Source organism: Tissierella sp. (genome assembly GCF_032104385.1).
Taxonomy (GTDB): domain Bacteria; phylum Bacillota; class Clostridia; order Tissierellales; family Tissierellaceae; genus Tissierella.
The window spans coordinates 41,394-67,993 of record NZ_DAMCHJ010000012.1 but is presented as its reverse complement, the minus strand read 5'-3'; the positions used below and the strand labels follow the sequence as shown (position 1 = coordinate 67,993).

Below are 26,600 nucleotides of genomic sequence, written 5' to 3'. Positions count from 1 at the left end.
AGAAGGTAAGCTAAGGGGAATAATATCAACTCTTACTGTAGAGCAAATAAATGAGGATAGAGCAGCATTTGAGCAAAGAATAGAAGATGACATTAGAGAAGAACTACATTCTATGGGTCTGTTACTTATATCATATTCTATCCTTAGAATATCTACTCAGGGAAGTTATTTGGAGAACAGAGCTATACCTCAAATAGCTTCTGCAAAAGCAGATGCAGATATTGCTACAGCTGAAAGAAAAAGAGATACAGAGATACGTACTGCAAATGCAGTAAGGGAAGGAGAGAGAGCTAAGCTATTGGCTGAAACGGAAATAGCAGAAAGCCAAAGAGATAAATCAATAAAGGTAGAAAGTTATAGGGCAGAACAGGATAGAGCAAAAGCAGATGCTGACGTGGCATATAAATTGAAAGAAATTGAAAATGAGTCCTTGGTGGCAGAACAACAAGCAGCTTTAGCTAAGAAGAATGCTACAGTAGTGGAAGAAAGACTCGTAGCTGAAATAAAGAAACCAGCAGATGCAAAGAAATATGAAACAGAAGTAAATGCTGAAGCAGATAAAATAAGATCCATAAGACAAGCAGAAGCCCAGGCAGAGGCTATAAAGATTAAGGCAGTTGCAGAAGCAGATGCCTTAAAGATTGCAGCTATAGCAGAGGCAGAGGCCATAAAAGCAAAAGGCATAGCTGAAGCTGAAGCAATTAAAGCAAAAGGTATAGCTGAAGCTGAGTCTAAGGATAGATTGGCAGAGGCTATGGCTAAATATGGAGATGCGGCTATAGTAGAATTAGTAGTAGATAAATTACCAGAAATAATGGCAGAAGTGGCTAAGCCAATGGAGCAAGTAGATAAGATAACTATAATAGATAATGGTGGTAGAGAAGGTGCATCAAAACTTACAAAGTTAATCACTGATGTTACAGCAAATGGTTTTCAAACTGTTAAGGATATAACTGGGATAGATTTAACAGATATTATAACTGCTTTTACAAATAAAGAGAATAATATTTTGCCGAATGAAAATAAAAATATAGATGAATCACTAGAAAGTAAGGAAGAAGCACTTGCAGACAATTAAATAAGAGAGATTATTATAAAGAGAGCCAAGAATGAAGTGAATTTTATTTCAAGCTTGGTTCTTTTGCAGTAATAATTTTTTTTCTTTCGTTCTATTTATTAGGATTAAATACAATAAAATGCTATTGAAATAATTATAAAAACGATGTAGTATGAATAGAAGGAAATAATCACGTTTTAGAATGGAGGTGCATTTTTATAAAAAAACATACAATTTATATTTTATTAACCCATAGTGGATCATTGCTTTCAAAATGCATTAATGTTTATACAAAAGAACCATATACACATGTATCCATAGCCTTTGATGAAGAATTGAAGGAATTATATAGTTTTGGAAGGTTAAGACCTAGAAATCCAATATTAGCAGGTTTTGTAAAGGAAGATGTAGTAAATGGAACTTATGCTAGATTTCCAGAAACTATGTGTGCTTTATATTCCTTAGAAATTAATAATTTGCAATATAAAAAGTTGATGAAGGAACTACAGAAATTTAAAAGAGATGGAGAGAAATATGGATATAATTTAATTGGATTAATAGGGGTTATGGTGAATTATCCTATAGAAAGAAAATATAATTATTTTTGTTCTCAGTTTGTATCGTCTTTACTTAGGAAAAGTGGGATAAAGTTAATTGATAAACATACAGCGCTAACATCTCCTAGAGATTTTAGAGAATGTGGTGAGTTAAATCTTGTATATGAAGGAAAGTTACAGAGTTATAGTTTAAAGCAATCATATATTTATTAATAATTATTTTTAAATTTACATTCTAAGAACTGCTGATATAAAAAAACATATTGGCAGTTTTTTCAATTTAATATATTAATTCTTATCTAAGATTTAAAACTTTCATAGTTTTGCAGTATTTTAATTTTTATTTACGTTATAATTAATGAAGGGAAGGAGGAGAGATATGATAAATGAATCAATATTGATAAAAAGGGCATTAGAAGGAGATGAAGATTCCTTTGCTCAAATAATTAATTTATATAAAAATTATGTATTTGCAATTATTCTTAATTTTATTAAAGATTATGACGAAGTGGAAAATGTAGCTCAAGAAGTTTTCTTACAGATTTATCTCTCTCTTTCAAACTATGAATCTAATAATTTTAAAGCTTGGATTGGCAGAATTGCATCAAATAAATCTATAGATTGGATTAGAAAAAAGAAAAGTAAATTTAAGGAAGAAGTAATGGAGGACAGTGAGGATTTAATAGATAATCTCAAATTTAGTCATAGTCATACTCCTGAAGAAATTTTAATAGAAAAGGAAAAGAAAGAAGAGATATCTAGACTATGTAAATCTATTCCCTCTATATATGAAGAAACCATAATAAAATTTTATTTACAAGGAAAATCTTATGAAGAAATTGCTGTGGAAGAAGGTACTACTGTTAAAACCATAGCATCAAGATTATATCGGGGAAGAAATATGTTAAGAGAGAAATGGAGTGAGAGATTATGAAACATTATGATTATGTAGAATGGGTTTTATATAAAAATAATCTTCTTGATGATGAAATCCATGGAAAAATGGAAGAACATCTAATTGCATGTGATGAATGTATGGAAATTTTTCTTTCTCTTATAGATGAAAAGGATATGGAAAATGCAGAAGGTTTTATTCCAGAGGATTTTACAGAAAAGATTCTATATAAGATAGAGAACATTACACCTATAAGAAAACCAGTAAAAAAACCTATAAGTAAAAAAATGCCTAATGATTTTTTCATATATTATGTAGCAGTAGCATCCGTAGCTGTTATCTTAACAGCAGGAGGGTTTTTCAGTAAAATGATAGACACTGTACCACAGATTGCAGCAAGTACATCTATTGGAAAAGGTGGATTTGAGACTAGTAAGATATATGATTTCTCACGGGAAATAACAAATAAAACTTCTATGTTTATAAATGATTTTCAATTTAGAAAAATTAAGGAGGATTAATAATATGAAACAAAAAAGTAGATTTATTACATTTTTATTGTCATTTATACCTGGATTATCTCATTTTTACTTGGGATATGCAGACAGAGGATTTATCTATCTAATTATATTTGGAATGATATGTGCAAGTTCATTAGGATTATGTATTTTGTCAGGCAGCGACACACCACTTATAATAGCAGTTGCAGGAACTCCAGTTATTTGGTTAGTTGCATTGATAGATGCGTTCTCTATAGTCAATACCATAAGATATAAAAACAACTCACAAGTCCAAGATACTTGCAATCTAGAAGAAACAAAGAATTACAACAAAAAGATTATTACTTTAGCTTTATCTATGATACCAGGAGCAGGTCATATGTATTTAGGGTATCAGAAAAAGGGATTGGTATTGATGGGTGGATTTTTCTTTACCATATTTTTTATGGGGTGGTTGAATTTAAGTTTTCTATTATTTTTATTGCCGCTGATTTGGTTTTATTCTTTTTTCGATGCCTTCCATACAATAACTGGAAATGATGTAGAAGATATTGATATAGTAAAATTTTTACCTAGTATAAAACCTGAATATATAGGAATAGGACTTATTGGAATAGGAGGACTTATTGCACTACAAAAGGTGTTTTATCCCATATTAAGTCAGTTACTTGCTACAATTTTTGATTACCATAATCTATATCAAATAAAAAATTATATTCAAACTGGAATAGTATCCTTGATATTCATAATTGGAGGGATAAAAATACTTAAAAAGAATAAAAGTGTTGCAGATATAGAAACCAGGGAGGATGAAGAAGATGAAGACTAAGAGAGTGGGTACCTTATCGATGGCAATAGTTCTAATTGGATTTGGAATACTAATTTTTATAGCCCAAATAAACCAGCTGTCAGCTGTAGAATTAGCTATTAAGTTTTGGCCTAGTATATTAATTTTATTAGGGGGAGAAATACTTTGGTTTAGTTTTAAAGAAAAAAAGGAAGAAGAAAGGGTAGTAATAAGATATGATATTTTCTCCGTATTTATGGTAATGATTGTATTAGGTATTAATATATGTATTTATAGTCTTATTGAAATAGGAGCAATGAATTGGATAAAAACAAAAATATCATCTGAAACATATAATTACGAACTACCATTTGAAGAATATATGGTTGATGACAGTATAGAAAAAATAGTTATTAATGGACAGAATTATTCAAGCTTAACTGTTAGAACCGATAAGATAAATAAAATAATATCTTCAGGGGCTATTAATATAACATCAACTAGTGAAGAAAATGCTAAAAAAATACTAGATGAAGATTATATTAATATAAATAAATCAGATAATATAATATATATAAGTTTTAAAGAAAATTATAATCTTAAAAATCTAAGTATCACAATACCAGATAATAAGAAAGTAGAAGTAAATGGTGGTAATGATTTAGATTTAATACTTGATAGTATTAGCAATAATTTTGTAGTTGATAATATTAGAAGGGTAAAACTAAGAGTAAATAAAGAATCAGATATTAAATTAGAAACTATCATTAATGATGAAGAAAATTTTAAAGGAAATGTAAAATGGAATATTGTTCAGCTTGGAAATGAAGAATCTCCAAAATATAAAGGAGAATTAGTATATGCTAATGGAAATAATATAATAAATATACTTAATTCTCATGAAGTAGAAGTAAATGAAATATAAAATAAGTATCATTTTTGGTGCCTATCATCAAAAATGATACTTGTTTTTTTAGAATTTATAAATTAGAATATAGTATTAAGATATAAAAAGTATTATTAATTTATATATTGTTATACTAATTAATAGATTGTTTTAATAGAAAACTAAAGGAGGAATTTATAGTGGAATTTGTAGGTGAAGGATTGACTTTTGATGATGTTCTTTTACTTCCAGGAAAATCTGAAGTATTGCCTAAGGAGACTAATATCAATACTTATTTGACAAAAAGTATTAAATTAAACATACCTTTGATGAGTGCTGGAATGGATACGGTAACTGAATCTAAGATGGCAATAGCTATGGCTAGAGAAGGTGGTATCGGTATAATTCATAAAAATATGTCCATAGAACAGCAAGCTTTAGAGGTAGATAAGGTAAAAAGATCAGAACATGGTGTAATAACTGATCCGTTTTTTTTATCTCCACATCATAGTGTATCAGATGCCTTGGAATTAATGGAAAGATATCATATATCTGGAGTTCCAATAACAGATGGAGATGGGAAACTAGTAGGAATTATAACCAATAGAGATATTAGATTTGAAAAGGAAACTACTAAAAAAATAGATGATGTAATGACTAAGAAAAATTTGGTTACTGCAAAGATTGATATATCTATGGATGAAGCTTTAGATATTATGAAGAAGCATAAGATTGAAAAACTTCCTCTTGTAGATGATGATTTTATGTTATCAGGCTTGATAACCATAAAGGATATAGAAAAATCTATCCAATATCCAAATTCAGCAAAAGATCATACTGGCAGATTATTAGCTGGTGCAGCTGTTGGAGTAACTGCAGATATGATGGAAAGAGTAGCTGCTTTGGTTAAGTCTAAGGTAGACGTTATAGTTGTTGATACTGCTCATGGACATTCTAAAGGAGTATTAGAAGCTGTAAGCAAAATAAAAAGGGAGTATTCAAATTTACAAGTAATTGCTGGAAATGTAGCAACTGCTGAAGCTACTGTAGATTTAATAAAGGCAGGAGCAGATGCTGTAAAGGTAGGGATAGGACCTGGTTCTATTTGTACTACCAGGGTTGTAACTGGTATTGGTGTACCACAAATAACAGCTGTAATCAACTGTGCTAAGGCAGCAAAAGAATATGGTATTCCAGTTATTGCTGATGGAGGAATTAAGTATTCTGGTGATATAACAAAGGCAATAGCAGCTGGAGCCAATGTAGTAATGGCAGGTTCACTATTTGCTGGAACTGATGAGAGTCCTGGTGAAGAAGTTTTATATGAGGGAAGAAGATATAAGGAATATAGAGGAATGGGTTCTATGGGAGCAATGGATTCAGGTAGCAAGGATAGATATTTCCAAGAAGATACTAAAAAATATGTTCCAGAAGGTGTAGAAGGAAGAATCCATTATAGAGGACCATTGGGAGATGTAGTATATCAATTAGTTGGTGGATTAAAATCAGGAATGGGATACGTTGGAGCTAAAAACACTGAAGAATTACAAGATAAAGCAAGATTTATAAAGATTACATCGGCATCATTAGTAGAAAATCATCCACACGATATTCATATTACAAAGGAGTCACCAAACTATAGCAGAAGATAAAAGGAGGTAATATATTGAAGGTAGAAGAATTTATAAATAAACAAATTGAAGAAATTAAAAATAAGGTAGGAAATAAAAAGGCCCTATGCGCTTTATCTGGTGGGGTAGATTCTTCCGTAGCAGCAGTATTAGTTCACAAGGCTATAGGAGATAATTTAGTTTGTGTATTTGTAGACCATGGACTTTTAAGAAAAAATGAAAGACAAGAAGTAGAAAAAGTATTTAGGGATAAATTCCATATGAATCTAATAGTAGTTGATGCTGAAGATAGGTTCTTGGGAAAATTAAGGGGAGTTACTGATCCTGAACAAAAGAGAAAAGTAATTGGAGAAGAATTTATTAGAGTCTTTGAAGAGGAGCAATCTAAACTTGAAGGTATTGAATTCTTAGTCCAAGGGACAATTTACCCAGATATAGTTGAATCTGTGAATAAAGAAGGAAAGTTAGCAGTAAAATCTCATCATAATGTTGGAGGACTGCCAGAAGATGTAAACTTTGAGCTTATAGAACCACTTAAGGAACTTTATAAAGATGAAGTTAGGGAAGTAGGTAGGGGATTGGGAATTGCAGAAGAGTTAGTAAGTAGGCAGCCTTTCCCAGGACCAGGGTTAGGTGTTAGATGTTTAGGAGAATTAACTAAGGAGAAACTAGATATCCTTAGAGATGCAGACTATATCTATAGAGATGAAATCAAAAAAGCAGGCTTAGACAAGGAAATTTGGCAATACTTTGCAGTATTACCTAATATTCAATCAGTAGGAGTTATAGATGGTGAAAGAACCTATAAACATTTAATTGGACTAAGAGCTATAACTACTAAGGATGCAATGGAAGCTAAATGGTATCCAATGCCATTAGAATTATTAGAGAAGATTTCTACAAGAATTACAGATGAAGTACCACAGGTAAACAGAGTGGTATATGATATAACAAACAAACCACCGGCTACAATTGAGTGGGAGTAGGTAAAAATAAAAAGAAAAACTGATAAAACCAATACTTGTAGAGGTTAAAAATCCTTGACTGGAACGAAATTGGGTAAAAAAGTTTTTTAGAATAACTTAATAAATAATGCCGACTGGCTTACAAATAGAAACACCATAGAGATCTGAATAAGAATCTATGGTGTTTTTTGGTGTGTGTGTTTATTGTTTTCTGTTTAACAGCAAGCAATTATTAGATAATTTATGAAATCCAAGAAGATTGTAAAATTAGGAAATGTAGTATAAGAAAAATAAAAAGCCAAGGAATAAAATACAAGATGAATTGAGTTATAGGTCATTAAGTATTATTGAAATATAGAACAGAACCATTAAAAGAATCATTCAATGAAAAATATAATGATTGACAGAAACTTATATTTTTGATATCATGAACAATATCAAGGAATGAATTATGTAATGGACTTTGATTTGAAAGGAGATAGAAATATGAAAACAATTTTAAGTGAATTAAAAGAGATTGAGGCAAAGGTATCAGCACTTATTAATCGACTAGAATCTAAAAATGCAAGTATTACCACAACTATTGGTGAGGTAAGAAAAATCGCCATACTTGAAGAGATTTATAGACAAGGAGGGACTGTTACACCAGAGGAAATATCTAAATTTGCAAGAAAATACGGGAAAAGTCCTAGTTCAACAGCAGGTTATTATTCGGGAAATAAGCCATCATTGGCAGCCTCGTCAGATCGACAAGCAAGAGTATTAACGGAGACAGGAAAACTTGTTGTTGAGGAAACACGAGATAAATGGGGAGCAGATTGGCTTGATCGTATTCCTCTTGATATTGTAGGAAATGAATATACTCCCGAAGCAAAATTATCTTTTTAAAGTATAATCATTAACTGTGATTGATTAGAATATATGGAAGATTAAAATAAAAAATTGAGGAGGTTTAGAAGATGAAACAAAGAGATGTAAACTTATATGTTGCTGAAGTGATGAATAATCATTTAGGAAGAGTCAATGCAATCAAGTTTCATGATATTGTAGAAATTATAGTACCAATGGGAGCTACAAAAAATCAAATAAGAGAGGCTATTCGTGTTTTAAGAAGTCATAGGAAATCAATTAGCTCAAGGCCAAATGTTGGTTACTATTTGGACAGGGCAGATATGGTAGGCTGTAAAACATGGATTGAGCATTTAAGAATTGCAAAAGGCATTTCACCAATAACGCCAAAATCTTTAAGTTGGGTATAGGAGGTGAAATATTATGACTAAAGAAGAGGAATTAATGAGATTTTTACATGAGAGGATATTTGATCCTATTTTATCATCAGAAACGGTACCAGCTAATGTTAAGAGTGGAGTAAATTTAACTATTGGGAGAATGAGTCGTCTTACTGCAGAGAAAATGGTACAGTATTTTTGGTCTGCACTGGCACAAGACAACTCAATAGCTTTCTCAAAAAAATTGAAAGTGGAAGGGTTAACACGATTTGAAGATGTAATGGAAGAATTCCGAGATATTTTTAACGATGAGTGGATACGCTCTATTTGAGTCAATAGGGAGGAATTTATAATAATTGAAACATTATGGATATTTCCTTAGAAGACTTTAATAATATGGATAGGCTCAATTCTAGGGAACTGCAAATAGAGCCACCATAAAGATCTGAAGAAGATTCTATGGTGGCTTTTTTGATACAGCTAATATTAAATTCTCTACTTAATAGCAGGTAATTGTTAAATGATTTGTATTATAACTGTTCGAAATCGACCAGTTTAGAATTAAATCATATTTAACCGTGTCCAATCCAACACGGTTTATTATATATATATTAACCCTATCGAAATCGATAGGTTAAAAATCAAGCTATAGATTTATAATATAAGAATTATTTGTTAAATCTAGACTTCTTAGGATATGACAACTTCCAATCCTCAAACTCTTCATCTGTAATTTCACCGTTATAGTGTTTTTTTCTCATTTCATCCCATTCTACTAGAAAATCATTTAAATTCATATCGTGTGAAAGCAGCCCTATTGTAGAACCTTCTACTAGTGGTCTTATTTTTAAATCTTCTTCATAATCAAATAGAATTTGCATAAATTCAAAATTAGAAATGGGAGTATGGTCAATTAAGGAAGAAACATCACAAGCTAAAGCCTCTGCTATCTTTATTAATTGCTCTTTATTGGGAGATCTATAACCTAATTCATAATTTCTTATAGCAGAATCTGTAAGCCCTGATTTTATTGCTAATTCTTTCTGTGTCAATTCTCTAAGTAATCTTAACTTTTTTAGCTTTTCACCTGAAATCATTGGAAACCCCTTTCGCTAGTATTATAATTTATTTTATCACAAGATATCATTAATAGCAACAGAAGTGAACGATTATAAATTCAATGAAATCCCTTGTAATAGGAAAGATAAATAAAAATAATTTAAAATCAATCTTGACAACACGGAAATGTGCTGATATTATATAACCTAATAGCACGAAAGTGTGTTGTTGAATTCCAAGGGGGAGATAAGTATGGAAAAGATTTTTATGAATGCAAAGGAAGTACAGGATTTTTTAGAAGTTAGTAGAACTACAGCCTATCAAGTAATTAATGAAATGAATCAAGAACTAGTTGAACTAGGCTACAGGGTTCAAAGGGGAAAAATCAATAGACAATATTTCTTGGACAAGTACTGTTATCAAGTAAGAAAGGAGGCCTAGGAGTGGGAGCCTATAGAGATGAAAGTGGAAATGGCACATGGTTTGCCAAATTTACCTATAGCAATTGGCGTGGTGAGAAAATTAACAAAAAGAAGAGAGGATTCAAAACAAAAAAAAGAAGCTTTAAAATGGGAGGAAGATTTCTTAAGAGAACAATCTGGAAATCTTGATATGACATTTAAGGATTTTTTTCAAGTATACGAAAAAGATATGAGGCCTAGATTAAGGGAAAACACTTGGAATACCAAAGAGCAAATAATAATCACAAAGGTTATTCCCTATATAGGAGGTCTTAAAGTTAATGAAATATCTAAAACAGCAATAGTAAAATGGCAGAATGAATTAATGAAAGAAGAGAATAGTAAGGGCCAAAAATATTCTCAAACCTATCTAAGAACAATACATGCACAATTAAGTAGTATCCTAAATCATGCTTGTAAATATTATAATCTAAAATCCAATGTAGCGAGGGATGTTGGATCTATTGGAGAAAAGGAAGCTTCTGAAATGAAGTTTTGGACTAAAAAAGAGTATGACAAATTTATAGAAGAAGTTAAGGATAAACCCTTATCCTTCCATTCTTTTCAAATTTTATATTGGTGTGGATTAAGAACAGGGGAATTACTAGCTTTAACAAAGGAGAAATTTGATTTTACTAACAATACTATTAGAGTAAATCAATCTCTACAAAGAATAGGTGGAGAAAATATTATAACTGAACCTAAGACTAAGAAAAGTATCAGGACAGTTGTTATGCCAGACTTTTTGGCAGAAGAAATGGATAAATATATGGCTGGAATATACAAGCTAAAGAGGGATCAATTATTATTTCCAATTACCAAGTCCTATCTACATCATGAAATGACTAGGGGAAGTACAAAAGCTGGAGTTAAGAGAATTAGAGTACATGATCTAAGACATTCCCATGTATCTTTGTTAATTGAATTAGGTTATTCAGCAATAGCCATAGCAGATAGACTAGGCCATGAATCTATAGATATAACCTATAGGTATGCTCACTTATTCCCAAGCAAGCAAAATGATATGGCCATTTCCTTATCTAATTTAAGAAAAGAAAGCTTAGAAGATGAATGGAAAAAATTATTGGAGGATGAATATGAGTAGGGAAATAAAAAAACAAGTTAAAAGAAAGAGAAATAAGATAATTTCTTTTAGGGCAACAGAGGAAGAAGCTGAGTTATTAGATAGGAAGGTAGAAATAAGTGGTCTTACTAAGCAAGATTATATTATAAGGTCATTAACATCTCCTCCTGTGTCCATTAAAGCAGATTATAGACTTGAAGATAAATTTGCTCTAGAAATATTTAGATTGGCAAAAGTTATAAAGAAATATGGAAGATTAGAAGAGGAAGACCAGGAGATTTTAAGATTCTTAATAGAAATTTACTATGAAATCAAAAAAGAAAAAAGCCTTTAGCACAAAGGCCAAAGGCACACCCCGTATGGAATGTTTCTACCAAATTCATTTTACCATATGGGTTCTATTCTGACCAGCATAAGGAGGTAAAAAGAATGGAAAAATATAAATATCTACCAGAAGAAATGAAAAATTTGAAAAGATTTGTAGGTTGGAGAAAGGAAGAGTTAAATGGCAAAGTAGCCAAGCTCCCCTTTTCTCTAATTGATGGAAAAGCTAATGATTGGAATCATCCAGAACGATGTATAGATTTCAATGAAGCTAAGACTAAGAATAAACTTCTAGGCTTTGTTTTAGTTGAGGAAGATAGTGTTATCTGTATAGACCTAGACCATGCAATTCAAGGTGGTAAGCTAACTCCTATGGCAAAAGAAATTATAGAGAGTTTTACAGGGACATATATGGAGTTATCCCAATCAGGCAAGGGAATCCATATTTTTGTCCAAGGGACTATTCCAGATAATATTAATTTATCAAGTAGAGGAATTGAGATATACAAGAAAAATAGATATATAGCTCTTACAGGAAATATAGGAGATGGATCCTTCTTCCCCAGAAATAATAAGCTTTTAGAAAAAGAAGGAGAATTAAAAATACTTTATAAGAAATGGACACAGGAGAAAGCATCTACCCTAAAACAAATTAGAGAATACAAGTATGAGCCTTTAAACAAGTTTTCTAGACTTGATGACTTAACCCTAGAGGAAATACTAACCACCCTGGAAAGAACTAATAGAAAGGCAAATATGCTTATATCAGGAGCTAGTCTAACAGGTGACCATAGCAGGGATGACTTTACTTTTCTAGTACTTGCTAGAAACTATACAGATGGAAATCCTAACTTAATGAAAGAACTCTTTTTAATGACTCCTTTAAATCGCCTAGGCAGCAATAAGAAAAGAAGGGATGATAGAAAGTATCTTGACTATGTAGAAAAGACCATAGAAAAAGTCTTGGGCCTTGGAAAATTTGTGGCCTTTGACTGGAGTAGACATTTTCAATACAAGAAAAGGACCAGGGCCTATGAAAGAGTTTAAACTAGCTTTTTCTGAAATAGACCAGTCCTATTCTTTAATCGATTTACAGAAGACAGTAAAAGGTAATGTAAAGCAAATTACAGGAAATATTGTCACAGTACTCCTTAACCAAAAATATTGTAAGGCTAAGAAAATATATGAAGGACAAATCTTCTATGATAAATTTACCAATGAGATTAAATTTCAAGGTAAGATTATAGGGGAAAAAGGCATAAAGCCAAATCAAATAAGACTATGGGATGATTCATTAAATAACAGGTTAGGACTTGAAATAGAAAAGCATTTTGGACTTAATTATAATGCCAATAAAATGTGGGATGCAGTTCGCTTTGTTGCCCATCAGTATGAAATAAGTCCACCAAAACAATATCTAAAAAGCTTAACTTGGAAGGGAGGCACAAATGCAATAGCTAAACTCCTACCAATTTATCTAGGAGCTGATGATACAGAATTAAATGCCTGGATTATGGAGCATATGATTTTAGGTTTAGTTAAAAGAGTCTTTGAACCAGGATCTAAGTTTGATGAAATGATGGTTTTAGTAGGTGGTCAGGGAATAGGAAAATCTACCTTTGCTAGATACTTGGCCATAAAAGATGATTGGTTTTGCACTATAGAAAATATTCAAGGTAAAGATGCAGTAATGAACCTAATGGGCAAGACAGTAGTAGAAATTGAAGAATTTGTAGCCTTAAGAAATGCAAAGTCTGCCAATGAAGCAAAATCATTTTTATCTAAATTAAGCGATAGGATAAGAATCCCTTATGAGAAATTTTCAACCGATGTTCCTAGGACTTGTATTTTAATTGGAACATTAAATGAAAGAACTTTTTTAAATGACCACACAGGAGAGAGAAGGTATTTACCTATAGAATGTCACAAGGAAAACAGGAAGAAGGCCATTTATCTCGACAAGGATTTTCAAGGTAAAGAATCAGAAAAAGAATATTTAGATTCTATTCGAGAAGATTTTAACCAGGCCCTTGCCTATGGATATAAACTTTATAAAGAGAAGAAACATTCCTGGACCATACCAAAAAACCTCCTTGAGGATCTCTACCAAGAACAAGAAAAGTTTAAGTATCTAAATCCAGATGTTGAAGATATTAGGTATTTTTTAGAAGAGTATAAAGCAAAAACACAAGAACCAAATATAACTTGCTTTAAGGAATTATCTATGCAAGGCTATGGGATTAAATCAAAATCTTTTTCTGAAATCATGGATAATTATTTTCCGGAGTGGAAGGCAGTTCGTTCATCAAAAACTAAACGTATTGCTCCTAGTGGAATATCTATACCAGTAAAACTTTATTATGAAAGAGGAGAAAAGAAAGAAAATGACTTTATGGAAGTTAATAATAATGATTTACCAAAAGAATGGCAAGAACCAGAGCAAATAGAAATGGACACAGGAGAGAATGCAAAAGATAATAAAATTGTAATTTTGTAACCTTGTAACTTGTAACCAAGTTTTCAAAACCTTTAGAATCAGGCTGGTAGAAATGGAAGTCTAGTAATATCAAGGCTTGTAGGAATCAAGATAAGAATCAATGCCTTATTTGAGGACTTTTGAAATAGTAGGTTACAGTTACACTTTCTTTCTGTGCATATTTCATAAAAAAGTATAGTAATGGGAATTTCTAGCTTAAATTTAAAAACCTTAGTAGCAAGCACAGTAAGTGTACGGACACTTACGAGAAAATAGAATAAAGCTGACCTCAAGGTTCGCTTTATTCTACTCAATTTTCTACTTGTTCTTATCAGAAAGATTTAGGGGAAACCCCTAAGACCCTAGTTAAAAATATAAAAGTAAAGGAGAAGAATATGACTAATAGATATAGGAATGAAAGAATTGAAATCAAGTTGACTAAAGAAGAAAAAGAAATTTTCAAGAAAAAACTTGAACTTAGCAAGTCAAAATCCATGGGACACTTTATAAGGAAATGCGTTATGGAGGCGCCTATATTTGTAATAGATATGAATGTTTTTAGAAGACTACAAACTCTTATAGGGAAGAACTCTGGCAACATTAATCAGATTGCGAAAAGAGTAAATACTACAGGAATAATTTACAGAGAAGATATTGAGGATTTAAAAAAAGAGAATGATAATATATCGAAAGAGATAATGAATATACAAAATATCTTGGTAAGAAAATATATAAAATAACTTCTTACAGGTGTAAAAAGAAACCAAGTCTGATATAATTGTCTTAATAATGATTTTGAAATAGGGAGAAATAAACTTATCTTTAAATATCAAAAGGAGATAAAAAGATGCAAGATTTTGGAAGAGTGATTTTTAAAATTGATCAGGTTTTAGAAGAGAAAAACATAAGTAAAAACAAATTAGAAAAGGAAGCCAATTTACAGAGAACTCAGCTCAATTCATATTGCAACAATAAAGTTAAGAGATTAGATTTAGCTACCATAGCAAAAATTTGCTATGTTTTAGGCTGTGATATAGAAGATATTATGGAATATGTAAAATAGATAAATTAAATATATTTAAGATGTAATATTAAAGAAATAATGAAGAGAAGACAGAAATTCAATTAAAGTATAGAATAAAAAAAGAGAGGTATAAGCAATGGCAAAGTTAGAAGCAAATACAGATCTTTGGGTTTATGATTTGTTAAAGGAAGCAGATATAAAACTTTCAGCCCAAGGTTCTAATATAAAAGAAGTACATAAAGCATTACAAACATCATCTAAAAGAGGTACTGGGAAAGTTGGATTTCCTGAATATGTAGGAGTAGTAAAAGACTTTTTAATCGTAATAGAAAATAAGGCTACTACATATTTTCACGAGAAAAGAAATGATAAAAATCTAATATGTGAAACAGTAGATTCAAACATTAACTATGCAGTTAATGGAGCATTATTTTATGGAAAACATCTTGCAAAAAATACTTCTTATAAAAAAATAATAGCGATTGGGGTATCAGGAAATGAAAAAAGACATAGGATAACTCCTTTATTTATAGATGAAAGAGAAAATTATACTGAACTAGATGAGATAGAAAGTTTCATTTTATTTAATGAAGAAAATATAGAAGAATATTATCTAAGAGAGGTCTTAAAAGAGCCAACTAGTGAAGAAAAAGAAACTAAAGAAATACTTAAAGATGCTGCAGAACTTCATGAAGATTTAAGAAACTATGGGTCAATACAAGATAAAGATAAGCCTTTAATAGTATCAGGAATACTTTTAGCACTAAGAGAATTCGAACGTAATAATATATCAGTAGAAAAGACTTTAAATGGAGATCAAATAAATACAGATGGTAATAAGATATATAAAGCTATAGATGATCATTTAAAAAGGGTAAATGTATCACCTGAAGTTAAGAGGGACAAACTTTTGAGTCAGTTTTTAGTAATAAAGGATACAACAAAAATAAATGAAATTGATTCAACACTTGGAAAAACTCCAATAAAACATTATACAGAATTTATAAATAATAATATATTTAAAACAATAAATAGAATATCAAGTTCAGAAGATTATTTAGGCAGATTTTATGGGGAATTTATGAGCTATTCTGGCGGGGATGGACAGACATTGGGGATAGTTTTAACACCAAGACACATCACAGATTTATTTTGTGAATTGGTAGACATTAAGCCAAATGACCGTGTACTAGACCCGTGTTGTGGTACGGCAGGATTTTTGATTTCTGCCATGCATCATATGATAAAGCAGACAGATGATGAAAGAAAAATTGAAGATATCAGAAAGAATAGATTATTTGGAAATGAAATTCAATCATACATGTTCACCATAGCGACGACTAATATGATTATCCGTGGAGACGGCAAAAGCAATCTAGAGAATCATGATTTTCTAAAAGAAAATCCTAATAAACTTCAATTAAAACAATGTACAGTTGGTATGATGAACCCTCCATATTCTCAGGGATCTTCCAGGAATAAAGATTTATATGAGATAGCTTTTACTGAACATCTTTTAGACTCACTTGTAGAAGGAGGAAGAGCTGCAGTAATTATCCCTCAATCTTCTGTAACAGGCAAAACAAAAGTGGAAAAAGAAATAAAAGAAAATATATTAAAAAAACATACTTTGGAAGGAGTTATAACCTTAAACAAAGATACTTTTTATGGGGTTGGTGTCAATCCCTGTATAGCAATTTTTACATCCGGAGTACCTCATAGAGAAGATAAACTGTGTAAGTTTATAAACTTTGAAGAGGATGGTTATAAAGTTTCAAAGCATATTGGACTAATAGAAACTACTTCAGCAAAGGATAAAAAGCAACATCTACTAGATGTATGGTTTAATAGAATAGAGTCTCAAACTAAATTTTGTGTAGAGACTACTATAGAAGCAGACGATGAATGGCTACACTCATTCTATTATTTTAATGATGAGATACCATCAGAAGAAGATTTTAAAAATACTATAGCTGATTATCTAACCTTTGAAGTAAATATGATTACTCATGGTAGAGGATATTTATTTGGACTGGAGGACCAAATTGAGAAAGATATAATTCAAGATATTAATCAACCTTATGCTGCTGAAGATGGTGAAGGTTATGAATAGGTTAAAGTTAAATAGCGTTGGGTGGAAAGAATTTAATATGATTGATATTTTTGAAATAGTAGATGGATATTATAATAAAAAGCCTCCCGCAGAAAAGAATGGCAAGATCCCATTCCTTAGTGCCACTGCTTATAACAACGGTGTATCAGAATTTTATTCCAAAGATACAATACTAACATGGGATAAGGTTGGAAATAAAACAAATAACAATATTGATGAAAGATTGTTTTCTGGAAATTGTATAGCAATAACAAACAACGGGTCGGTGGGTCATGCATTTTATCAAGAGGATTTATTTACTTGCAGTCATGATATCACTCCTGTATATCTTAAAAACTATGAACTTAATAAGTATATAGCCTTTTTTCTAATTGTAATGCTAGAGAAAACAGGTAAATCTTATGAATATGGTAAAAAATGGCGTCCTAAAAGAATGAGAAGGTCAAAAATCCTACTCCCTATTAATGATAATAATGAGCCTAATTGGAGATTCATGGAGGATTATGCCAAGCAAGAATTAAAATCTCAAGCTGAAAAAGTTATAGATTATTATGAACAAAAACTTATTGATGAAGCTAGTATATTATTAGATTTAAAAGAAGTAGAATGGAATCTGTTTCAAATTGATGAGATTTTTGATGTAAAAAGAGTAGAGGGCAAACCAATCAATAATTATGAGAATGGCAATATTCCCTATGTAACTACATCTTCAGAAAATAATGGAATTACCAACTTTGTAAATGCTATAGAATCAGATATAAGTAAAAGAAGTGCCATATCAGTTGATCCTGTAGGCGGGACAACTTTCTATCATGATTATGACTTTGTAGGTAGAGGATTTAGTGGCTCTTCAATAAATTTGCTTTATAATGATAACTTAAATAATCATAATAGTAAATTTTTATGTAGTGCTATAGAAAAGGTGTCAAAAGTAAAAGCCTCTTATGGAATACATTTTAATGGAAATAGACTAAAAAATGCAAAGATTCTTCTTCCATCAGAAGAAAATGGTAATCCGAACTGGAAATACATGACAGATTTTATTAAAAATTTAGAGCATGAAACAGCCTCTAAAGTGCTTGACTATATATATATATATATATAAGTTAGCCATTTGTAAGGGATTAGAATTTAATTTAGAAAGTATAGATTGGAAAGAATTTTATCTTGATGATGTATTTAATCTAATACAGAGAGGAAGACGACTTACAAAAAGAGAACAGTTTGAAGGGGATATTCCATATATTTCTTCAACAGGACTTAATAATGGACTAGATAATTTTATAGGCAATACTGATAAAGTTAGAGTTTTTAACGATTGTTTAACTATAGCTAATAGTGGTTCCGTAGGTTCTACTTTTTACCATAAGTATGAATTTATAGGAAGTGACCATATAACTGCTTTAAAGATAGATAAAGCTACAGAAAACATATATCTATTTTTAGCTACGAAACTTAGAAACTTAGAAACTAAATATTCTTTTAATAGAGAAATTAACGATAGAAGAATAAAAAGAGAAAAAATTATGTTACCAGCTAAAGATGGTAAACCTGATTATGATTTTATGAATAAATATATTGCAATTGAGAAGATAAAATCAATGTACCAAATAATAGATTATTATAGTGAGTTTATTGAAAGTCAAGATTTGATTTTAGTACGATAACTGGAATCAAGATGTGAGTGGCTATAAAAATCTAATTAAGGGAGGAAGGGATTTATGTCACTGGTTGTAAAAGTATTTGATATTAGTACAGAAGTGAAATCAAATTCGATTGACGGTAACCAGCAAAAAAATATATTAAAGATATTTGATGAATTAAGCGAAGAAACCCATTTAATAACAAACTGTTTTTTAGATTTAGAGTCAGAAACTTACCTTGATAGTCCAATTCATTATTTTAATGAGTCATTAGATAAGGTGGAATTTGATTATAAGAGAATAGCAGAAGATTTGTTAAAAGCAGAATGTAAAGCAGATTACACAAGAAATAGTACTATAAGAGAAGGGTTGTTATTTATAAAAGTTAATAATAATTTCATTACTATCATGAAATTAGAAAAATTAACAGTGATTGATAAAGATACCTATGAAATTAAGAGCGAATTAGGGAAGGAAAAAGATTATTTTAAAGTTTGTACTTTTAAAGGGGATTATAGTGATATTAAAATAATTGATAAAAATAGGACTGCTGCTAAGTATTGGTATCAAAAATTTTTAGGACTTACAAGAAAACGAACATCTGAAGATAGTACAAAAGAGGTAGTAAATCTTATATCGGAAGATAGATTTTTTCAACGAGAAATTATTAAAAAAGAAAATTACGATGAAATAAAAAGGTTTACAGAATACTATATGTTTGATAATAAAAAATTTGACAAATCTGATTTATTCAATGAGTTGAATAGCAGTGGATTAATTGAATTGCAAAAAGAAGATGAACTATTCTCAGCTGAATCAGAAGGTATAGATGCGGATTTTGATATTTCTGAGAAAGCACTAAATAATAAATATAAGAGGATAATCTCAACTTCCGATGAAATAACAATTACAACTAAAAACTACTTGGAGAGTCTTAGAGATAATGAATTAAATTTTGATGAAAAAAATAAAAAAATTACGATTATGATAGATGATGACTATTTAGCTAAAGTAAAGGAGGAACTAGGGGGTGAATGATTTATTATCCTGGAAGAATACTTCGCTAAAAATAGATTCTAAAATTGATGAGAATGCTTCATTAATCCATATTTTAAAAAATAGAGAAATACCTTTACGGAAAGACGGTTCAGAATACACATTAGAAAATCAAGAGTCTTACTATATATTAGAAGATAAATTCATTGATCAGTCTAAAAATTTGTCCACGATAATTACAAAATATTCACAAAAGGATTATAATAAATTAAGTCAAGTTTACATATCTAACATTGAAGATTTTCGAGGTATTGAAGTTACAGCGAAAGATAAGAAGGTTTATGAAAAAATAATAAAAGAAAACAAGATAGATGCTGATATTAGAAATTTTCCAATTTCTGTAAATGTACTGAATGAGGCTCTCGATAACAACAATTTTAAATCCACTCTATTTATAGATATATTGATTCTTTTTGCTCTTGCAACTGCAAGTAATTATAACGCAGAAGAAGTAGAAACAGAATTTAGAATTGAAGATAAAAATTACAAGGTTAAACTAAATATTATTGATTCTAAGCCATTACATTTGTATCCTATTTATGATTGGATATTTAATGAAGAAGAATATGAGGAATCATATAATGTAAAACTTCAAGTTGTCAGGCAAGTGATAATTAATAAAAATGACATTAAAGATGTTAAAGGAGTGCTTGAGGATAGTAAATTAGCTTACAAACGAATAGTTTCCCAAAAAACCAATGAATATTTTGAACAATTAAACCAACTAAAAGATGATTTTCTAATTTTATCAAAGAATGAAAACACCTCTCTTAGGACACTAAATCTTACATTTTTTGCTTGGCTAGGTTATTTAGGATTGGAGCTTTTCAATATAATAGTTAACTATAAAGGAGAAGATATAATCCCATATCTTTTATTTTCAGACGGAGCTAAGAAAGGCATAGTTTTGTTAATGTTTATTGTTGCTTTAATTTTTATTTTTAATGCTTATAGGTTAGAAATTAAGTCATTAGGAGAAACATACAAGGTAATTAAGGAAATATATGAGGATAAAATATTATTTAAAACAGATTTAGAGGGTAGTAGCAAATTTGAAGCAATAATAAAGAAACCAGAAATAGGTAAACCTCAAATGTTAGTATTCTTTATATTTTTGTTCGCACTTATAATAAGATTTTTCCTAACATTCCCCTGGTAATTAAACCGGAACTGGTACTGGGACGGGTAAAATAAGTTTCAAATATAGTTAAATTATACAAACAGAACGAGAACGAACTGTTAAATAATGACTAAATTAAAAGCTTTAGCATATATCTAATAATATAAAATGAAGAGTGGGAGTAGGTAAAGGTATTTTAATTTATAAGAAAAATAGAACAGAGTCAAATAAAAAGATATTTATTATCTTCCTATTTGGCTCTTTTCTATTAAATTATATTATATTTATATATTAAAATTTAACTCCAGTTTATAAAATTTAAGAAATAAAATATTCCTATAAAAATTGCAAACAATATATTTTTATTTAGATTTAAATATATAATTGCAATATATTCTCGTATATAGGAGGTTTTACTCATTTTTCTTTTTGACTATTATAAAATTCTATAGCTTTATCAATTCTACTAGCTAATAAAGGAGTTACTTTATCACCCATAAGTCCAGCACCTAAAATTATTAAATAGTCTTTATTTCTCTTTTCATACCAAATATTATATATGAGAGAAGAAGTTGAAAATATAATAAATCCTAGTACAAAATATGAAGACACCCTTATGAAAAATCCTTCCCTTTTAATAACTGTTTTTCCAGTAAATAAAATAATGCTTCCTATTTATATATAGAATAGGGAGTAAAATAATAACTCCTATAATCATAATTCCAGAAATTATATTTAAGATTCTAATTTCATTAGTAAACCCAAATTCACCTCGGCTTATTGAAAACATTAATAGTGCAAATAAGAACATATTAATTAAATTGACTATATTATAGACTATATTATAAAAAATGGCAGGAGTTCTTAATAAGTATAGATTTTGTAGAAAATGAATGTTCGTGGATAAATGAATTGTGGTGGAAATAGGAGAAACCCCATAAGCCTAATTAATATAAAGCCTATAGGGTAATTTATATCTGCTAATTTAATTGTAAAGACTTTTTAGCTGCCATAATAGCATCTACCACATAATCTGCTTGAATAATTTCGGCACCTTCTACTAAATTGTCTTTGTCCACTCCATTGTGTATCATGCATGATGAGCATACCTTTAGTCTTCCACCAGCTTCTAAAAAGGCAGGTAATAATTTTGAAATTGGCTCAAAGGGTTCACCTATATCTATTTTGTTTGCATATCCTTTAGATGCTAAATGAACTGCATCTGATAAGAGAATTAGCTCTACATCATGGTCCTTTTGTGCAGCTTTTAGCCCCATAGTAAAGGCAATTGTAACATTATTTGAATCTCTTTCATGCTGAGTTAAAGTAATTAATAAATCAATATTATCCATTAGTTAAGAACCTCCTAAAATATCTTTAACTTAAATATACCCTATAAGGGTAATGTTAATCAATATTTTATTCAACGAAACACTGGTAACGCTTTCTATTGTATACCTTTCAGCAAAATGAAGAGCTCAGGGAACAACTTCTTTTTAGAATAATGTGTGAAAACGTCAATATTTTTTGGGTTCTTTCCATAGTTAGTTGAAATTTTGTAGTAATGCTTTTTTCCTTTATTTTTAAGTATAAATGTTTCAAAATATAAGATAAAATAAAATAACTCAAACAAGGACATATGTCCTTGTTTGAGTTAAGACTATTATGTTATATTGTTGTTGAGGTGTAAGATTATGCACAGTATTTTAAGAGAAATTTCAGAAATTTCCAATACAAGAATTAGTGATTTTGAAGAATTATTCCAGAAGGATTTTTATGAAACTTTGGATCACTGTCAGGTTGTTACAGTAGAGGCTGGAGTGAGATTTGTTGCTGTTGATGAAGTCATAAATACAATATGGATACTTTTATCGGGACAAGTTAAAGCTTTGGAAGAATATTCCACGGGAGAAACCTACACCTTTAAGAAGTTTTCTGCTCCAGAAGTATTTGGAGAAATGGAGGCTTTGGCTGATATTACTAAGTTTAGAGCCACTCTGATTACAGAGTCGCAATGTGTGTTTTTAAATATTCCAGTAGATATTTATCAAGAATTTTTAAAAAATAATTCCCAATACCTCTATAGAAGAACCAATATTATTTTAAAGCGTGTTTTAGATGAACAAAAACATATGCGAATGTTTCTTATGATTAAATCAATAGACCGAATAAAAATATATCTTATACAGTATTATCAGTTATATGCTAAAGACCATATTTGCATCTTAAGAATTACAAGGCAACAAATTGCTGAGGAAACAGGATATGCCGTTAAAACTGTAAATCGTGTAATAAAGAAATTAGAAGAACAAAATTTATTAAAGATTGAAGGTCAAAGGATAATAATCACAGAGATACAATATGAAAAAATGTTTAAAAGTGTTGAGAATTATGTGAATTATTAAAATTATATTTTATATAAAAGGATGGTGCGAAATGACTGATATCTTAGAAATAGTAAGATCTCAAAAGCTTACTTATGAACAGAAAGTATTTTCCTTAGCCCATGCTGCAGAGGATATCTTAGATGTACTTCATGTACCAGAAAAGACGAAAAATTATTTTGAACAGAATGCAATTGATAATTTGTTTGAAGGAAATGCTCCTTATCGTCCACGATATATATTGCTGGACTATGATAAATTTATTAAACAAGGGAGCAAATTTTTACAATTAGATCCTCCAAAGGATTTAGAAGAGTTGTTAAATTCTTTGATGATTCTCTACCGTCATGTTCCATCTATTACAAGCTTTCCAGTTTATTTAGGAAACTTGGACAAGATGATAGAGCCTTTTCTTGAAGGATATAGTGATGAAGATATAAAGAAAAAGTTAAAATTATTTTTGAATTATTTAGATAGGACTATTACTGATAGTTTTTGTCATGCAAACTTGGGACCTGAGGATACCCGTGCTGGAAGACTTATTTTAGAAGTGGAAAAAGAATTGCAAAATGCAGTGCCAAATTTTACTTTCAAATATGATCCAGAAGTTACATCTGACGAGATAGCTGAATTAGCTCTTTATACCAGTATGTTCTGTGCTAATCCTGCAATATGTAATCACAATCTAGTTAAAGATACTTATTCTAGTGATTATGGGATTGCAAGCTGTTATAATATTTTACCTATAGGTGGAGGAGCTTATACCCTTTCAAGATTAGTATTACCTAAGGTAGCCCAACTATCAAAGGATATAGATGATTTCTTTAATACTATACTCCCTGAGTGTCTTCAAGCAATGGGAGATTATATGAATGAAAGAGTTCGCTTTTTAGTAGAAAAGTCAGGTTTCTTTGAGAGTTCTTTTTTAGTTAAAGAAGGGCTAATTCATAAGGATAGATTTATTGGAATGTTTGGTATTGTAGGTTTGGCTGATTGTACGAATATCTTACTAAGGGAAAAAGGAAAACGTTATGGACATGATGGAGAAGCAGATGATCTGGCAGATAAAATTATGAATACTATATCTGAATTTGTCACAAGTTTTCCAGCAGAATACTCTCCTATTTCTAATGGACATTTTATGCTTCATGCACAGGTAGGTATGGATTATGATAAGGGAGTTACAGCAGGAGTAAGAATCCCTGTGGGGGATGAGCCAGAGAATATGTCGGATCACCTTCGACATAGTGCTAGATTTCATAAATTAATACCTACAGGATGTAGTGACATATTTGCTATGGAAACTACAGCAAGGAATAATCCTTCTGCAATGCTGGATATAGTAAAAGGAGCATTTTCCCTTGGAGTTAAGTATATAAGTTTCTATGAAGAGAATGGAGATTTAGTTAGAATAACAGGATATTTAGTAAAGAAAAGTGAGATGGAGAAGTTTAGAAATGATGAAGCAGTTCTGCAAAATACTACTCATCTAGGAGCACCAAATTATGAAAACAATAATTTGAAAGATAGAAAGGTGCGAGGAGTATGAAAAAGGCTCCCATTCATAAAATAATCCATCATAGTTTAGTAGATGGACCTGGAAATCGTACTTCAATATTTCTTCAGGGATGCAATCTTAGTTGTGCATATTGTCATAATCCTGAAACGCAAAAAATATGCACTGATACTACTTCGCTAGAAGTCAAATGGATGACAGCAAATGAAGTATTTTATGAAGTAGAGAAGGATATTCCATTTATAAGAGGAATTACACTTTCAGGAGGAGAATGCACCTTATATCCAGAATTCCTACAAGAGTTATTTGTTCTAGGTCAAAAGGCTGGATTGTCCTGTCTGATTGATACTAATGGAGCTATTGATCTTTCTTTATATCCAGAGCTTATGGAGGTATGTGATGGAGTTATGTTAGATGTAAAAGCTTGGGATAAGGAAAAGTTTCAAAGACTTACTGGTGAAGACAATGAAATTGTAAAGAAAAATTTAAAGTTTCTAGCAGATATTAATAAATTAGAAGAAATAAGAATTGTATGTATTCCAGAAGAAGTAGATACTGAAGACATTCTAAAAGGAGTTAAAGCTACTATTGGAAATAAAATCAGAAATGTTAATCTAAGATTGATTAAATTTAGAAATCATGGTGTTATAGGAAGACTTAAAAACACTAGCAGCCCATCTGAGGAATATATGAGCAGTTTAAAAGGCAAGGCATTGGAAATGGGCTTTAGGGTTATAAAAAATTAAAAAACTATATTTAAAGAGAGGAGAGTATTATAATGAAAAAAATTATTGCTTTATTATTGGTTATTAGTCTGATGACTATTGTAGTAACGGGATGTGGGACATCAGACACTGGAAAGGTAGTAGAAGAAAATAAAAATAGTAGTAATTCTGTTATAATGGTAGCTGATGTTGGAGGTGTTAATGACCAAAGTTATAATCAAGGTGCATGGGAAGGACTGCAAGCATTTCAAAAGGAAACTGGAGTTAAAGCTTCTTTTATTGAAACAGTGCAGATGTCTGATTTGGCTACTAACTTTGATAAGGCTGTAGATGGGGAACATAATTTAATTTGGGGAATTGGTTTTAATACAGCTGATCCTCTTGAAGCTAGTGCAAAAATGAATCCGGAGTTATCCTATGCCATAGTGGATCATGATTTTGGTGAAGCTACTTTAGATAATGTTACCAGTGCAATGTTTAATGTAGAGGAAGCATCTTACCTTGTAGGGTACATAGCAGGCTTGACTACAAAGACTGATAAGGTTGCTTATATTGGTGGAATGAGAAGTCCTACTATGGATCTTTTTGAATATGGTTTTAAAGCAGGAGTAGACCATGCTGCTAAGGAATTAAATAAGGAAATTAAAGTGGAGGTACAAATTGCAGAAAGTTTTTCAGATGCTGCAAAGGGAAAGGCAATTGCTGCATCTTTATATAGTGATGGTAGTGATATAATATTTGTTGCTGCAGGTGCTACAGGCAGTGGTGTTATTGAACAAGCAATAGAAGAGAATAAATGGGTTATAGGTGTAGACCGTGATCAATCCTACCTTGCTCCCAAAAATGTACTAACTTCTGCTCTAAAACATGTAGGAGTAGTAACTAATGATCTTTCTAAAAGGATTATAGATGGTGAAAAGCTTGGTGGACAAATTATTAAATATGGATTGGAAAATGGTGGGGTAGGTATTCCAGAGAACAATCCAAATATGGATCCAGAAGTATATGAAAAGGCTTTAAAAATACAAGATATGATTATAAATGGTGAGATTGATCCACCTTATAGTGAAGATACTTATAAAAATTTTAGTAAATAAATTTTTAGTCA

The 26,600-nt window shown here is 30.5% G+C and carries 28 protein-coding genes and 2 pseudogenes; 27 read left to right on the top strand and 3 right to left on the bottom strand.

The features are described from left to right. The 11 genes and pseudogenes from RT714_RS12110 to RT714_RS12060 form a co-directional block, all read left to right on the top strand. A partial coding sequence (locus tag RT714_RS12110) for a flotillin domain-containing protein (RefSeq protein WP_313757927.1) occupies nucleotides 1-1,078 on the top strand: 1,078 nt, incomplete at its 5' end. A 242-nt stretch (nucleotides 1,079-1,320) separates the two neighbouring features. Next, nucleotides 1,321-1,827, top strand: a complete 507-nt coding sequence (locus RT714_RS12105; RefSeq protein WP_313757925.1) for a hypothetical protein — start codon at nucleotides 1,321-1,323, stop codon at nucleotides 1,825-1,827. A 166-nt stretch (nucleotides 1,828-1,993) separates the two neighbouring features. Further along, complete coding sequence (locus RT714_RS12100) at nucleotides 1,994-2,548, top strand: sigma-70 family RNA polymerase sigma factor (RefSeq protein WP_313757923.1); 555 nt, start codon at nucleotides 1,994-1,996, stop codon at nucleotides 2,546-2,548. Beyond that, the gene (locus RT714_RS12095) at nucleotides 2,545-3,030 is read left to right on the top strand and encodes a hypothetical protein (protein WP_313757921.1); all 486 of its coding nucleotides are present in this window, start codon (nucleotides 2,545-2,547) and stop codon (nucleotides 3,028-3,030) included. The genes RT714_RS12100 and RT714_RS12095 overlap by 4 nt, the downstream gene beginning before the upstream one ends. A 4-nt stretch (nucleotides 3,031-3,034) precedes the next feature. After that, nucleotides 3,035-3,838, top strand: a complete 804-nt coding sequence (locus RT714_RS12090; RefSeq protein WP_313757919.1) for a hypothetical protein — start codon at nucleotides 3,035-3,037, stop codon at nucleotides 3,836-3,838. Continuing rightward, complete coding sequence (locus RT714_RS12085; RefSeq protein ID WP_313757918.1) at nucleotides 3,828-4,721, top strand: hypothetical protein; 894 nt, start codon at nucleotides 3,828-3,830, stop codon at nucleotides 4,719-4,721. The genes RT714_RS12090 and RT714_RS12085 overlap by 11 nt, the downstream gene beginning before the upstream one ends. A 161-nt stretch (nucleotides 4,722-4,882) precedes the next feature. Continuing rightward, nucleotides 4,883-6,334 carry an IMP dehydrogenase gene (gene guaB / locus RT714_RS12080; protein ID WP_313757917.1) on the top strand — a complete coding sequence of 484 codons (1,452 nt, stop codon included), beginning with the start codon at nucleotides 4,883-4,885 and terminating at the stop codon, nucleotides 6,332-6,334. Nucleotides 6,335-6,354: 20 nt separating this feature from the next. Further along, nucleotides 6,355-7,299, top strand: a pseudogene (gene guaA, locus RT714_RS12075) (glutamine-hydrolyzing GMP synthase); the annotation flags it as partial. A gap of 465 nt (nucleotides 7,300-7,764) precedes the next feature. Then, entirely contained in the window at nucleotides 7,765-8,166 is a 402-nt protein-coding gene (locus RT714_RS12070) for a hypothetical protein (RefSeq protein ID WP_313757915.1), read from the top strand. 71 nt (nucleotides 8,167-8,237) lie between these two features. Beyond that, a complete protein-coding gene (locus RT714_RS12065) occupies nucleotides 8,238-8,537 on the top strand; it encodes a hypothetical protein (protein WP_313757913.1) in 300 nt (99 codons plus the stop codon). Nucleotides 8,538-8,550: 13 nt separating this feature from the next. Next, nucleotides 8,551-8,838, top strand: coding sequence for a hypothetical protein (locus tag RT714_RS12060; RefSeq protein ID WP_313757912.1), 288 nt, complete (start codon nucleotides 8,551-8,553; stop codon nucleotides 8,836-8,838). Between the two features lie 337 nt (nucleotides 8,839-9,175). Here the strand turns inward: RT714_RS12060 and RT714_RS12055 are convergent, their stop codons facing one another. Beyond that, nucleotides 9,176-9,604: a helix-turn-helix domain-containing protein gene (locus tag RT714_RS12055; protein WP_313757911.1), complete on the bottom strand. Its 429-nt coding sequence runs from the start codon at nucleotides 9,602-9,604 to the stop codon at nucleotides 9,176-9,178. Nucleotides 9,605-9,818: 214 nt separating this feature from the next. Between RT714_RS12055 and RT714_RS12050 the strand changes: the two genes are divergently transcribed. The 12 genes and pseudogenes from RT714_RS12050 to RT714_RS11995 all read left to right on the top strand — a co-directional run bounded on the left by RT714_RS12050 (nucleotide 9,819) and on the right by RT714_RS11995 (nucleotide 20,906). Then, nucleotides 9,819-10,007: a DNA-binding protein gene (locus RT714_RS12050; protein WP_313757909.1), complete on the top strand. Its 189-nt coding sequence runs from the start codon at nucleotides 9,819-9,821 to the stop codon at nucleotides 10,005-10,007. A gap of 2 nt (nucleotides 10,008-10,009) precedes the next feature. Next, a pseudogene (locus RT714_RS12045) lies at nucleotides 10,010-11,132 on the top strand (tyrosine-type recombinase/integrase). Beyond that, complete coding sequence (locus RT714_RS12040; protein WP_313757907.1) at nucleotides 11,125-11,445, top strand: plasmid mobilization protein; 321 nt, start codon at nucleotides 11,125-11,127, stop codon at nucleotides 11,443-11,445. The pseudogene RT714_RS12045 and the gene RT714_RS12040 overlap by 8 nt, the downstream one beginning before the upstream one ends. 95 nt (nucleotides 11,446-11,540) lie before the next feature. Further along, nucleotides 11,541-12,482 carry a hypothetical protein gene (locus RT714_RS12035; protein WP_313757906.1) on the top strand — a complete coding sequence of 314 codons (942 nt, stop codon included), beginning with the start codon at nucleotides 11,541-11,543 and terminating at the stop codon, nucleotides 12,480-12,482. Then, entirely contained in the window at nucleotides 12,469-13,932 is a 1,464-nt protein-coding gene (locus RT714_RS12030; protein ID WP_399326869.1) for a VapE domain-containing protein, read from the top strand. Before RT714_RS12035 ends, RT714_RS12030 begins: the two co-directional genes overlap by 14 nt. A 374-nt stretch (nucleotides 13,933-14,306) precedes the next feature. Then, complete coding sequence (locus RT714_RS12025) at nucleotides 14,307-14,651, top strand: plasmid mobilization protein (RefSeq protein ID WP_313757905.1); 345 nt, start codon at nucleotides 14,307-14,309, stop codon at nucleotides 14,649-14,651. A gap of 107 nt (nucleotides 14,652-14,758) precedes the next feature. Further along, a complete protein-coding gene (locus tag RT714_RS12020) occupies nucleotides 14,759-14,974 on the top strand; it encodes a helix-turn-helix transcriptional regulator (protein WP_313757904.1) in 216 nt (71 codons plus the stop codon). Between the two features lie 97 nt (nucleotides 14,975-15,071). Next, nucleotides 15,072-17,048, top strand: coding sequence for an N-6 DNA methylase (locus tag RT714_RS12015; RefSeq protein WP_313757903.1), 1,977 nt, complete (start codon nucleotides 15,072-15,074; stop codon nucleotides 17,046-17,048). Continuing rightward, on the top strand, nucleotides 17,041-18,153 hold the full coding sequence (locus RT714_RS12010; protein WP_313757901.1) for a restriction endonuclease subunit S: 1,113 nt from the start codon (nucleotides 17,041-17,043) through the stop codon (nucleotides 18,151-18,153). The genes RT714_RS12015 and RT714_RS12010 overlap by 8 nt, the downstream gene beginning before the upstream one ends. Further along, nucleotides 18,128-18,715 (top strand): restriction endonuclease subunit S, encoded by a 588-nt coding sequence (locus RT714_RS12005; RefSeq protein ID WP_313757900.1) that lies wholly within the window; start codon nucleotides 18,128-18,130, stop codon nucleotides 18,713-18,715. The genes RT714_RS12010 and RT714_RS12005 overlap by 26 nt, the downstream gene beginning before the upstream one ends. A 54-nt stretch (nucleotides 18,716-18,769) precedes the next feature. Continuing rightward, nucleotides 18,770-19,729, top strand: a complete 960-nt coding sequence (locus RT714_RS12000; protein ID WP_313757898.1) for a hypothetical protein — start codon at nucleotides 18,770-18,772, stop codon at nucleotides 19,727-19,729. Beyond that, entirely contained in the window at nucleotides 19,722-20,906 is a 1,185-nt protein-coding gene (locus tag RT714_RS11995; protein WP_313757896.1) for a hypothetical protein, read from the top strand. Before RT714_RS12000 ends, RT714_RS11995 begins: the two co-directional genes overlap by 8 nt. A gap of 378 nt (nucleotides 20,907-21,284) precedes the next feature. Here the strand turns inward: RT714_RS11995 and RT714_RS11990 are convergent, their stop codons facing one another. Together RT714_RS11990 and RT714_RS11985 are read right to left on the bottom strand one after the other, a co-directional pair. After that, nucleotides 21,285-21,479 carry a hypothetical protein gene (locus tag RT714_RS11990; protein WP_313757894.1) on the bottom strand — a complete coding sequence of 65 codons (195 nt, stop codon included), beginning with the start codon at nucleotides 21,477-21,479 and terminating at the stop codon, nucleotides 21,285-21,287. A 368-nt stretch (nucleotides 21,480-21,847) separates the two neighbouring features. Further along, nucleotides 21,848-22,219: a DsrE family protein gene (locus RT714_RS11985; RefSeq protein WP_313757892.1), complete on the bottom strand. Its 372-nt coding sequence runs from the start codon at nucleotides 22,217-22,219 to the stop codon at nucleotides 21,848-21,850. A gap of 342 nt (nucleotides 22,220-22,561) precedes the next feature. Between RT714_RS11985 and RT714_RS11980 the strand changes: the two genes are divergently transcribed. The 4 genes from RT714_RS11980 to RT714_RS11965 are packed head-to-tail and all read left to right on the top strand — an operon-like array spanning nucleotide 22,562 to nucleotide 26,589. Beyond that, on the top strand, nucleotides 22,562-23,272 hold the full coding sequence (locus RT714_RS11980; RefSeq protein WP_313757891.1) for a Crp/Fnr family transcriptional regulator: 711 nt from the start codon (nucleotides 22,562-22,564) through the stop codon (nucleotides 23,270-23,272). Nucleotides 23,273-23,303: 31 nt separating this feature from the next. Further along, nucleotides 23,304-24,800, top strand: a complete 1,497-nt coding sequence (locus RT714_RS11975; protein WP_313757890.1) for a YjjI family glycine radical enzyme — start codon at nucleotides 23,304-23,306, stop codon at nucleotides 24,798-24,800. After that, complete coding sequence (locus tag RT714_RS11970; RefSeq protein ID WP_313757889.1) at nucleotides 24,797-25,513, top strand: radical SAM protein; 717 nt, start codon at nucleotides 24,797-24,799, stop codon at nucleotides 25,511-25,513. Before RT714_RS11975 ends, RT714_RS11970 begins: the two co-directional genes overlap by 4 nt. Before the next feature lie 32 nt (nucleotides 25,514-25,545). Further along, nucleotides 25,546-26,589: a BMP family ABC transporter substrate-binding protein gene (locus RT714_RS11965; RefSeq protein ID WP_313757888.1), complete on the top strand. Its 1,044-nt coding sequence runs from the start codon at nucleotides 25,546-25,548 to the stop codon at nucleotides 26,587-26,589. The last annotated feature ends 11 nt before the right edge of the window (nucleotides 26,590-26,600 follow it).